This window comes from Sandaracinobacter sp. T42, assembly GCF_059115405.1.
The window spans coordinates 117,020-128,469 of record NZ_CM181101.1 but is presented as its reverse complement, the minus strand read 5'-3'; the positions used below and the strand labels follow the sequence as shown (position 1 = coordinate 128,469).

Below are 11,450 nucleotides of genomic sequence, written 5' to 3'. Positions count from 1 at the left end.
AGGTCCGGCCCAATTATGATGGACCCAAGGGGAGACACCCGATGCATTTTGAATATTCCAAGCGCACCCAGGAGATGCTGGAGCGCGTTCGCGCCTTCATGGACGAGCATATCTATCCGAACGAGGCCCGTTACGAGGAAGAGGCGCATCAGGGCGAGCGCTGGAAGGTCATCCCCGTCATCGAGGAACTGAAGCCCAAGGCGCGCGCGGCCGGGCTGTGGAACATGTTCGTGCCGCCCACGCACGGGGGCGAGCCGCTGAACCACTTCACCTTCGAGGGAACGCCGCTGACGAACCTGGAATATGCGCCGATTGCCGAGGAATTCGGGCGCGTGGCCTGGTCCAGCGAAGTGTTCAACTGTTCCGCCCCGGACACCGGCAACATGGAGGTTCTGGCGCGCTATGGTTCCAAGGCGCAGCAGGACAAGTGGCTGGTGCCGCTGTCGCGCGGGGAGATCCGCTCGGCCTTCCTGATGACGGAGCCGGCGGTCGCTTCGTCCGACGCGACCAACATCGAAACGTCGATCCGCCGCGAAGGCGACGAATATGTGATCAACGGCCGCAAATGGTGGTCGTCTGGCGTGGGCGATCCGCGCTGCACCATCGCGATCGTGATGGGCAAGACGGACACGTCGGCGCCGAAGCATCTGCAGCAGTCGCAGATCCTGGTGCCGCTGGATGCGCCGGGCATCACCAAGCTGCGTCCGCTGCACGTGTTCGGCTATGATGACGCCCCGCACGGCCACTATGAAGTGCTGATGGAAAATGTGCGGGTGCCCGCCGAGAACATCATCCTGGGCGAGGGCCGGGGCTTCGAGATCGCGCAGGGGCGGCTGGGGCCGGGGCGGATCCACCACTGCATGCGCTCCATCGGGGCGGCCGAGCGGGCGCTGGAGAAGATGGTGAAGCGGCTGAAGAGCCGGGTCGCCTTCGGCCGGCCGGTCGCCGACCAGGGCGTCTGGCACGAGCGCATCGCCAATGCCCGGATCGAGATCGAGCAGGCGCGGCTGCTGTGCCTGAAGGCGGCCTATACGATGGATACGGTGGGCAACAAGGACGCCAAGGCCCTGATCGCGATGATCAAGGTGGTGGCGCCGAACGTTTCAACCAAGGTGATCGACATGGCGATCCAGGCGCATGGCGGCGGCGGCGTCTGCCAGGACTACGGACTGGCGGCGGCCTATGCCGGCCAGCGCACGCTTCGGCTGGCGGACGGCCCGGACGAAGTGCACCGCGTGACGATCGCGAAGGAAGAGCTGAAGCGCTACAACTGAGGCCGGCGGGCCGCCCGACCGGGCGGCTCTGCCGACCCGGCGGGTGGATCCGTCCGACGACGGGACTTCCCCTTCCTTGCCTTTCGGGCGGCCGCGTCTTATGTGCGCGGCCGTTCCCCTTTTCAGATTTGCGAGTGCATCCGACGTGCTGATGACCTTCCTTCTTGTCGTGCATGGCCTGCTGGCGCTGGCGCTGGTGGCCGTGATCCTTGTGCAGAAGTCCGAAGGTGGCGGCCTGACGGGTGGCGGCAATGCCGGTGGTCTGGTTTCCGCGCGCGGCGCCGCGGATCTTTTGACCCGCACGACGGCGATCCTGGCGACGCTGTTCATCGTTTCGTCGCTGGGCCTGGCCTGGCTGGCCGGGCACTCGAACCGTCCGAAGACGATCGACACGACCTTCGCCCGCGAAGCCGCCCCTGTGGGGCCGCTTGGCGCGCCCATCGCGCCCGCTCAGCAAGGCGCGCCCATCGCGCCCGCACAACAAGGCGCGCCCATCGCGCCGGCCCTGCCGGCACCTGGCGCGCTGCCTGCCGCGCCCGCAGGCCAGCCGGCCCCCGCGCCGGCCGACGCACCGCCCGTCCAGAACTGACGGCTCACTTATTCTGTTGAAAACCGTCGCTCCGGCGTGACAGCCGGGGCGGCAGAGGCTAGGTATTTTCTCCCATGGCGCGGTTCATCTTCATCACCGGCGGCGTGGTCTCTTCCCTTGGCAAGGGGCTGATGGCGGCCTCTCTTGGCGCACTGCTGCAGGCGCGCGGCTACCGGGTGCGGATCCGCAAGTTCGATCCCTATCTGAACGTCGATCCGGGCACGATGAGCCCTTACCAGCACGGCGAGGTCTATGTGACCGACGACGGGGCGGAAACCGACCTGGACCTGGGCCATTACGAACGGTTCACGGGCGTGTCCTCCCGCAAGTCCGACAACATCACGTCTGGCCGGATCTATCAGCAGATCATCACGCGCGAACGGCGCGGGGATTATCTGGGGGCGACCGTGCAGGTGATCCCGCACGTGACGGACGCCATCAAGGCGTTCGCCACCGCCGACACCGACGATGTGGATTTCGTGCTGTGCGAGATCGGCGGCACGGTTGGCGACATCGAATCGCTCCCCTTCATCGAGGCGATCCGCCAGCTGAAGAACGACCTGGGGCGCGGCAACAGCATTTCCGTCCATGTGACGCTGGTGCCCTACATCGCCGCCGCCGGCGAGCTGAAGACCAAGCCCACCCAGCACAGCGTGCGGGAACTGGCGGCGCTGGGCGTGCAGCCCGACGTGCTGGTTTGCCGTTGCGAAAAGCCGCTGCCCGAGAGCGATCGGGCGAAGATCGCGCTGTTCTGCAATGTGCCGAAGGAAGCGGTGATTCCGGCCCTGGATGCGAAATCCATCTATGCCGTGCCGTTGCAGTATCATGCCGAGGGGCTGGATGCGCAGGTGATCCATGCTTTCGGCCTGCCGCCCGGGCGCGAGCCTGATCTTTCGCGCTGGACCGACATCGTGGACCGGCTGCAGAATCCCGAAGGCGATGTGACCATCGGCGTCGTGGGAAAATATGTGGGCCTGCCGGATGCCTACAAGTCGCTGAACGAGGCGCTGGTGCATGGCGGAATCGCCAACCGGGCCCGGGTGACAATCCAGTGGATCGACGCGGAACTGTTCGAGCAGGACGACGCCGAGATCGCCTCGAAGCTGGAGCCGATGCACGCCATCCTGGTGCCGGGCGCCTTCGGGGAACGCGGAGCCGAGGGCAAGATCGCGGCGATCCGCTTCGCGCGGGAACGCAAGGTGCCCTATCTGGGCATCTGCTTCGGCATGCAAATGGCCTGCGTGGAAGCTGCGCGAAACCTGGCCGGGATCGAGGCTGCGTCGTCCACCGAGTTCGGGCCGACGGACGAGCCTATCGTGGGCATGATCACCGAGTGGATGTCGGAAGAGGGGATCCAGCAGCGACAGGCAGGCGGAGACCTGGGCGGGACGATGCGCCTGGGCGCCTATCCGGCCGAACTGTCAGGCAACAGCCATGCCGCCGCCATCTACGGCGCGACCGAGATTTCGGAACGGCACCGCCATCGCTTCGAGGTGAACACCGCTTATCGCGAGCGGCTGGAGGCGACCGGCCTTTCGTTCACCGGCATGTCACCCGACGGGCGCCTGCCGGAAATCGTGGAGCGGCCGGACCACCCCTGGTTCGTGGGCGTGCAGTTCCATCCGGAACTGAAATCGAAGCCGTTCGAACCGCACCCGCTGTTCGCGAGCTTCATTGCGGCGGCTCTGAAGCAGTCGCGGCTGGTGTAGTGCCGGTGGGCGCGGGCGCCGGGCTTGCGGGCTGGGCGTCTGCGGCCGGGGAAATGGCGGCTGCCTGCGGGGCCGGTTCCACGCCTGCGGTCTGCGGCGGCGGCGTTGCAGTTGCCGTTTCCGCCGGAGGGACGGCATCTGCGGCCTGCGCCGTGTTGCGGGGATCCGGAATCGGATCGAAGGGCGAGACGATGATCTGCGAAGCCGGCGGCTTCTTCACGGGGCAGATTTCCTCCACGCCGTTCGGCTTTGAATTGATCAGCAGCGCGACCTGTTCCAGCACGCCGTTGTGCTTCTCGTCGGCATCGAGGAGGGCCTTTGCGCGTTCGCAGAATTTCGAGTCCTCGGCATATTCGGAATAGCGGTTGGCGAGCGCGGTGGTGAACTTGTCGTAGCGGGCCTTGTCCCCCTCGCGGACAAAGTGTGCGAGCAGCTTCTGTTCGCCGGCGACGAGCTTGTCCTTCGCGCGGCCGACCCAGCGGTTGTAGGCGCCGGGCATGGAGCCGTCGGCGCGCCCGCATTTCAGCGCGCTGACCATCAGCACCGTCTGCAGGTCGCGCATGCGCGCGGCTTCATATTCCTCCGCTTCCCAGCAGGCAGCGCCCACGGGGGTGGAAACCGCGCCGGCCAGAGCAAGCGACGCCATCAGATTTGCGAACATGCGCATGAATTGAATGCCCCATGGGATCGTTGCCGTGCCCCTGTGAACGGCTGAAGATCCGCAGCAAGTAATGCCGAAGAGTTGCGGGCCTGTGAAGGGCCGCGCCGCTGTCGGAGTGGAGAGGGGAACTGGCTGGAGACATGGGTGAGGGGCAAGATGAAAAGGACCGCCCGGCGTTCGCCGGGCGGTCCGTATTCACTCTAACCCCTGATGGCCCAGTTTGCAGGCATCGCCATCCTCTTGAGCGGGATGCGGGATGCCGGGCCAGTTCCCGAACCCTGGCCGGCGCTGCCGTCCTTGGCGTTGCAAACCTAGAGCCAGTCGCCGGCAGTGTCATCAAACTGGAACATGGCATGCCGATTTCGAGGAAGCGCTGTTGCGGGCGCGCCACAGCATGGGCTAGGCAGCGCACGCCTGTTCCGGGGTGATCGGCCCCAGCGATCTGACGAGGTTCCATGCTGCTGTCCCGCTATCTTCTGCCCGTGATGAAGGAAACGCCTGCCGATGCGCAGATCGTTTCGCACCAGCTCATGCTGCGCGCCGGGCTGATCCGGCAGACGGCTGCCGGCATCTATGCCTGGCTGCCGCTGGGGCTGCGCGTGCTGGACCGGATCGCGGACATCGTCCGCCGGGAGCAGGACCGGGCCGGCGCCATCGAGCTGCTGATGCCCACCATCCAGTCCGCCGACCTGTGGCGGCAATCGGGCCGGTACGACGCCTATGGCCCTGAAATGCTGCGCTTCCAGGATCGGGGCGGGCGCGAGATGCTGTATGGCCCCACCAACGAGGAGATGATCACCGCGATCTTCCGCGACTGCGTGAGGAGCTACCGCGACCTTCCGCGCACGCTGTATCATATCCAGTGGAAGTTCCGGGACGAGGTGCGGCCCCGCTTCGGCGTGATGCGCGGGCGCGAATTCCTGATGAAGGACGCCTACAGCTTCGACATGGACGAAGAGGGCGGCCGCGCCAGCTATGACGCGCAGTTCACCGCCTATCTGCGGACCTTCGCGGCGCTGGGCCTGCGCGCGGTGCCCGTGCGCGCGCCCACCGGCCCCATCGGCGGCGACCTTTCCCACGAATTCCACATCCTGGCCGACACCGGCGAGAGCGAAGTCTTCTATGATTCGGCGCTGGACGAGGTGGACCTGACCGACCCGGATGCGCCCGCGACGCTGCGCGGCCTCTATGCGATGGAGGCCGAGGAGCATGAGAAGGTGGAAAACTGCCCCGTCCCGCCCGAGCGGCTGGCGAAGCGGCGCGGGATCGAGGTGGGCCATATCTTCTTCTTCGGCACCAAATATTCGGCCGCCATGGGAATGCAGGTGCAGGCGAAGGACGGCAGCCTGGTGAACCCGCTGATGGGCAGCTATGGCGTGGGTGTTTCCCGCCTGATGGGCGCCATCATCGAAGCGAGCCATGATTCGGCCGGCATCGTCTGGCCGGATTCCGTGGCGCCGTTCGACGTGGGCCTCATCAATCTGCGGGCCGACGACGCCGCCTGCGCCGAAGCGGCGCATGGCTTGCAGGCGAAGCTGGAGGCCGCCGGCCTTTCCGTGCTGCACGACGACCGCGACGCGCGCGGCGGCGAGAAGTTCGCAACGATGGACCTGATCGGCCTGCCCTGGCAGGTGACCGTCGGGCCCAAGGGCGTGGCCGCCGGCACCGTGGAACTGAAGCGGCGCGCGACCGGCGAGAAGCAGGAGGTTTCCATCGAAAGCGTGCTGGCGAAGCTCGCCCGGTGATCACCGCCTACGAGCGCATGATCGCCCGGCGCTATCTGCTGCCGGGGCAGGGCGAGCGCTTCATCGTGCTGGTGGCGGGCATCTCGCTGGTCGCTGTCGCGCTGGGCGTCGCCGCGCTGATTGCCGTGATGAGCGTGATGAACGGCTTCCGCGCGGAGCTGTTCGACCGCTTCCAGGGGCTGAACGGCCATGCCGTGGCGCAGGGCTATGGCGGCCGCCTGCCGGACTGGCGGCGGGTGATCGAGGAGGCGAAGAAGACGCCGGGGATCGTGACCGCCATTCCGCTGATCGAGCAGCCGCTGATGGGATCCGCCAACAGCCGGGTGGAAGGCGTGTTGGTACGCGGCATGACCATCGACGACATCCGCAAGACCGATGTGATCGCGAAGACGGTGAAGCAGGGCGACATCGCCCGGCTGAAGGAAGGCGAGCGGGTTGTCGCCATCGGATCGGGGCTGGCGCAGAATCTGGGGCTGAAGGTGGGGGACCAGATCGCCCTGATCTCGCCCGAGGGGACGACCACGCCGTTCGGAACCGTGCCGCGCATCGTTTCCTACGAGGTGGGCGCCATCTTCGAGATCGGCATCTATGATTTCGACAAGGCCTTCGTGGTGCTGCCGCTGGGCGAGGCGCAGACCCTGTTCGACATGGGCGACGAAGTGGGCATGGTGATGATGACCACGCTGGATCCCGACAAGGTGGATCAATATGTGCGCCCGCTGGCCGAGAAGATCGGGCTTTCGGCGCTGGTTTCCGACTGGCGGCAGCTGAATTCCGCCCTGTTCGAGGCGCTGGTGGTGGAGCAGGTGGTGATGTTCTGGGTGCTTTCCATCATCATCCTGGTTGCGGTGTTCAACATCCTTTCCTCGCTGATCATGCTGGTGCGCGCCAAGACGCGGGACATCGCCATCCTGCGCACCATGGGCGCAAGCCGCGCAGCGCTGATGCGGGTGTTCATGACGGTGGGGACGGCCATCGGCGGGCTGGGCGTGCTGCTGGGCTGTGTGCTGGGGTTCGTGGTGCTGCATTTCCGGCACGGCATCATCATGGGCGTTTCGCGCATCACCGGATCGAACCTGTGGGATCCTTCCGTGCGTTATCTGACGGAACTGCCCGCGAAGACCGACCCGGCCGAGGTGGTCGGGATCATCGTCCTCACCCTCGTACTCAGCTTCCTTGCCACGCTCTACCCGGCCTGGAAGGCGGCCAGCACGGATCCGGTCACGGTGCTTCGCTATGAGTGACGCGGCACTGGAACTGGCCGGCCTGACCAGAAGCTTCCGGCAGGGCGACGCCACCATCGAAGTGCTGCGCGGCGTGGACTTCCGGCTGGCGAAGGGCGAGATCGTGGCGCTGCTGGGGCCTTCGGGATCCGGCAAGTCCACCCTGTTGCAGGCGGCGGGGCTGCTGGAGGGTGGTTTCGGCGGGCGCATCGCGATCGACGGCACGCAAGCCGCCGATCTATCCGATGCCGCGCGCACGGCGCTCAGGCGCGACAAGCTGGGCTTTGTCTATCAGTTCCATCATCTGCTCCCTGACTTTTCCGCGGCAGAGAATGTGGTGCTGCCGCAGCTGATCCACGGCGCTGACAGGGCGGCCGCCGGCGCGCGTGCGCAGGAACTGCTGACGGCGCTGGGGCTTGGGGCCCGGCTGGATCATCGCCCGTCGCAGCTGTCCGGCGGAGAGCAGCAGCGGGTGGCGGTGGCGCGGGCGCTGGCGAACCGCCCGGTGCTGGTGCTGGCCGACGAACCCACCGGCAACCTGGACGAGGACACGGCGGCGCGGGTTCTGGATGAGTTCCTGTCGCTCGTCCGCTCGCAAGGCTCGGCCGCGCTGATCGCCACGCACAACCGGGCGCTCGCCGCGCGGATGGATCGGGTGGTGCGGCTGGATCATGGGAAGCTTGTGGCGGGTTAGGCCCCGTGAAGGGCGATTTTGTCCCCAGCTATGTGCGTTCCGGCGGTTGAGTGAAGCCGGCCGGGGTTTCAGGATAGACGGATGTTCATCCCGCTGAGAATCCAGACCTGCTTTTCGATGCTGGAATCCACCATCGAGGTGAAGGCGCTGGCGAAGGAAGCGGCGAAGCGCGGGTTTCCCGCCATCGGGCTGGCGGATCGCGGCAATCTGTTCGCTGCCATGGCCTTTTCCAAGGCCTGCATGGATGAAGGCGTGCAGCCGATCATCGGCACCCTGCTGCCCCTCGTGCGGGACATGCCGCCCGGCACGCTGAGGCCGGGGGCGAAACCGCCGGTCGATCATCTGGTGCTCTATGCGCAGAACGAGACGGGGTGGCAGAATCTGCTTCAGCTGGTTTCGGCCACGCACCTGGAGGGCGAGGCCGGGCTGGAGCGGCTGGACGGGCGCACGGCCGGTCTGCTGGCGTTGACGGGCGGGCCGGACGGCGCGCTGGCGAAGCTGCTCAGCGAGGGGCAGGCGGACGAGGCCGATGCGCTGGCGCGGCGGCTGAAACAGCTGTTCGGGGATCGGCTGTTCGTGGAGATTTCCCGCACCGGCGATCCGGTCGAGAAGGCGAGCGAGCATGGGCTGCTGGCGTTGGCGCATGCGCAAGGGCTGCCCATCGTGGCGACCAATCCGGCGCGTTTCCTTGAGCCTTCGGGCCATGCCGCGCACGACGTGATGCTGTGCATCGCCGAGGGCGCCTATCTGGAATCGGCGGATCGCAAGCGATCCAACCCGCGCCATTATCTGCCCACCGCCGCCGAGATGGCGGAGCGGTTCGCCGACCTGCCCGAGGCGCTGGCGATGACAGTGCATGTGGCGAAGCGCAGCGCCTTCGCGCTGAAGAAGCGCGACCCCGTGCTGCCCAAGCTGGTGCCTGACGCCGAGGCCGAGAAGGCGGAACTGGTGCGGCTGGCGGAGGAAGGGCTCAGGCGGCGGCTGGCGGCGATCGAGGTGGACGAGCAGCCTTATTGGGACCGGCTGGCCTTCGAACTGAAGATCATCGGGGACATGGGCTTTTCCGGTTACTTCCTGATCGTGGCCGATTTCATCCAATGGTCGAAGGCGCAGGGGATTCCGGTGGGACCGGGGCGGGGTTCGGGCGCGGGATCGGCGGTCGCCTGGGCGCTGCAGATCACGGATCTCGATCCGCTGGCGCTGGGGCTGCTGTTCGAGCGGTTCCTGAACCCCGAGCGCAAGTCGATGCCCGACTTCGACATCGATTTCTGCGAAACCCGCCGGGAAGAAGTGATCCGCTATGTGCAGCGGAAATATGGCCGCGAGCAGGTGGCGCAGATCATCACCTTCGGAACGCTGAAGGCGCGCGCGGTGGTGAAGGACGTGGGCCGGGTGATGCAGCTGCCCTATGGGCAGGTGAACCGGCTTTCCAACCTGATCCCGGCCAACCCGGCAGACCCCTGGGATCTGAACCGCACGCTGAACGGCGTGCCGGAACTGAAGCAGGAAATGGCGGCCGACCCGAAGGTGGAACGGCTGATCCAGGTGGGCCTGCAGCTGGAAAACCGGCCGCGTCATTCCTCCACCCATGCCGCCGGCGTGGTGATCGGGGACCGGAATCTTTCCGAGCTGGTGCCGCTGTATCGCGATCCCCGCTCGGACTTCCCCGTGACCCAGTTCGACCTGAAATGGGCCGAGGAAGCGGGGCTGGTGAAGTTCGACTTCCTGGGGTTGAAGACGCTGTCGGTGCTGGCGCGGGCGCGGGCGCTGATGGCGGCACGGGGGGTTGAGATCGACCTGGATGCGCTGCCCTGGGACGATCCGGATGTCTACCAGATGATGACCCGCGGCGACACGGTTGGGGTGTTCCAGTTCGAATCCGAGGGCATGCGCCGCGCGCTGGCGCTGGTGAAGCCGACGCTGTTCGAGGACATCATCGCGCTTGGCGCGCTGTATCGCCCCGGCCCGATGGACAACATCCCCAGCTTCGCCGCCCGGAAATGGGGCCGGGAAGAGCCGGATTACCTGCACCCCATGCTGGAGCCGATCCTGAAGCCGACCTACGGCGTGATCATCTACCAGGAACAGGTGATGCAGATCGCCCAGGTGCTGGCGGGCTACTCGCTGGGTGAAGCCGACCTGCTGCGCCGGGCGATGGGCAAGAAGATCCAGGCGGAGATGGACGCGCAGCGGGCGCGCTTCGTGGAAGGGGCCAAGGCCAATGGCGTGGATGGCGACCGCGCCGAATTCATCTTCAACCTTGTCGACAAATTCGCGGGATACGGCTTCAACAAGAGCCACGCGGCCGCCTATGCGCTGGTGGCCTGGCAGACGGCCTGGCTGAAGCATCATCATCCGGCCGCTTTCTATGCCGGATCGATGGCCTACGACATCCACCTGACCGACAAGCTGGCGGTGTTCGTGGACGACATGCGCCGGCTGGAGGTGCCGCTGCTGGGGCCGTGCATCAACGCCTCGTCTTCGGATTTCACCCTGGAGGATCACGAAGGCCGGATCGCCGTGCGCTATGCGCTGGGGGCGCTGAAGGGTGTGGGTGAAGGCGCGATGGAGGACATCGTGCGGGAGCGGACGGCGAACGGGCCGTTCCGCAGCCTGGACGATTTCGTCAACCGGATCGATCCGCGCGCGCTGAACCGGCGGCAGATGGAGGCGCTGGCATCGGCCGGCGCGTTCGACTGTTTCGGCCTGGACCGGGCGCGGGTTTACGCAGGCGCGGAACTGCTGATGGCCGCAGCGACGCGCGCGGCCGACCAGCGGATGACCGGGCAGGGCGGGCTGTTCGGCGCGGATTCGGCAGCCGAGGCCGTGCTGTTGCCCGATGTGAAGCCCTGGCCGCTGGGCGAGCGGCTTTCCAGGGAGCGGGAGGCGTTCGGCTTCTGGTTTTCGGGACATCCGGTGGAGGCGCATTCGCCCGTGCTGGCGGCCATGCATGTGGTGACGGCGGTGGATGCGCTGGCGAAGCGCGCGCCTGCCGGGACGCGGCAGTCTGTGAAGATGGCGGGGCTGGTGGAGGAGACCCGCTGGCGGGTGCCGCAGGGCAAGGGCCCCGACCGGCGCTACATGATGGCGGATCTGACGGACCAGTCCGGCAAATGGGGGGCGACCTGCTTCAACGCGGAGGCGCAGGAGGCGCTGGCCGCCGCGCTGGCTGCGGGAGAGCCGCTGCTGCTGGACGTGGAACTGCAGTGGCGCGAGGGCGATGAAAGCCCGCGGCTGACGATCCAGAATGCGACGCCGCTGAACGTGCTGGTGAAAACGGCACGGGCTCGGCTGGAAATCCGGCTGAAGCCGGATGCCGGAATCGATATCGTGCCGATGCTGGCCGCTTATCTGCAGCGCGGCGGCAAGGTGGTGGCGGAGGTTATGGTGCCGAGGACGAGCGGCGGGGAAGCGCAGTTGCTGCTGGGCCGCAACTTCCTGATTTCCGCCGGTGCGGATATCGAGATATCGCAGTTGCCGGGGGTCGAATCCGCGACCGTTTCCGCGATGGGGGCCCTGGCGGTGGTTTGAGCGGCCCTGCAACAGGGCCGGAAG

The 11,450-nt window shown here is 66.7% G+C and carries 8 protein-coding genes; 7 read left to right on the top strand and 1 reads right to left on the bottom strand.

What is annotated here, in order from left to right:
- Positions 1-41 precede the first annotated feature (41 nt).
- The 3 genes from ACW9TV_RS00600 (at position 42) to pyrG (ending at position 3,572) form a co-directional block, all read left to right on the top strand.
- Positions 42-1,274: an acyl-CoA dehydrogenase family protein gene (locus ACW9TV_RS00600; protein WP_494303942.1), complete on the top strand. Its 1,233-nt coding sequence runs from the start codon at positions 42-44 to the stop codon at positions 1,272-1,274.
- Positions 1,275-1,425: 151 nt separating this feature from the next.
- The gene (gene secG, locus ACW9TV_RS00595; RefSeq protein ID WP_494303941.1) at positions 1,426-1,863 is read left to right on the top strand and encodes a preprotein translocase subunit SecG; all 438 of its coding nucleotides are present in this window, start codon (positions 1,426-1,428) and stop codon (positions 1,861-1,863) included.
- 74 nt (positions 1,864-1,937) lie between these two features.
- Positions 1,938-3,572, top strand: coding sequence for a CTP synthase (pyrG, locus tag ACW9TV_RS00590; protein WP_494303940.1), 1,635 nt, complete (start codon positions 1,938-1,940; stop codon positions 3,570-3,572).
- Here pyrG and ACW9TV_RS00585 read toward each other — a convergent pair.
- Positions 3,535-4,239, bottom strand: a complete 705-nt coding sequence (locus ACW9TV_RS00585) for a hypothetical protein (protein WP_494303939.1) — start codon at positions 4,237-4,239, stop codon at positions 3,535-3,537. The genes pyrG and ACW9TV_RS00585 overlap by 38 nt on opposite strands.
- Before the next feature lie 449 nt (positions 4,240-4,688).
- On the opposite strand from ACW9TV_RS00585, the gene proS reads away from it, so the two are divergent.
- The 4 genes from proS (at position 4,689) to dnaE (ending at position 11,426) form a co-directional block, all read left to right on the top strand.
- Complete coding sequence (gene proS, locus ACW9TV_RS00580) at positions 4,689-5,978, top strand: proline--tRNA ligase (protein ID WP_494303938.1); 1,290 nt, start codon at positions 4,689-4,691, stop codon at positions 5,976-5,978.
- 17 nt (positions 5,979-5,995) lie between these two features.
- A complete protein-coding gene (locus ACW9TV_RS00575) occupies positions 5,996-7,222 on the top strand; it encodes a lipoprotein-releasing ABC transporter permease subunit (protein ID WP_494305106.1) in 1,227 nt (408 codons plus the stop codon).
- Positions 7,215-7,895: an ABC transporter ATP-binding protein gene (locus tag ACW9TV_RS00570; protein WP_494303937.1), complete on the top strand. Its 681-nt coding sequence runs from the start codon at positions 7,215-7,217 to the stop codon at positions 7,893-7,895. The genes ACW9TV_RS00575 and ACW9TV_RS00570 overlap by 8 nt, the downstream gene beginning before the upstream one ends.
- A gap of 81 nt (positions 7,896-7,976) precedes the next feature.
- The gene (gene dnaE, locus ACW9TV_RS00565; RefSeq protein ID WP_494303936.1) at positions 7,977-11,426 is read left to right on the top strand and encodes a DNA polymerase III subunit alpha; all 3,450 of its coding nucleotides are present in this window, start codon (positions 7,977-7,979) and stop codon (positions 11,424-11,426) included.
- Positions 11,427-11,450: the final 24 nt, after the last annotated feature.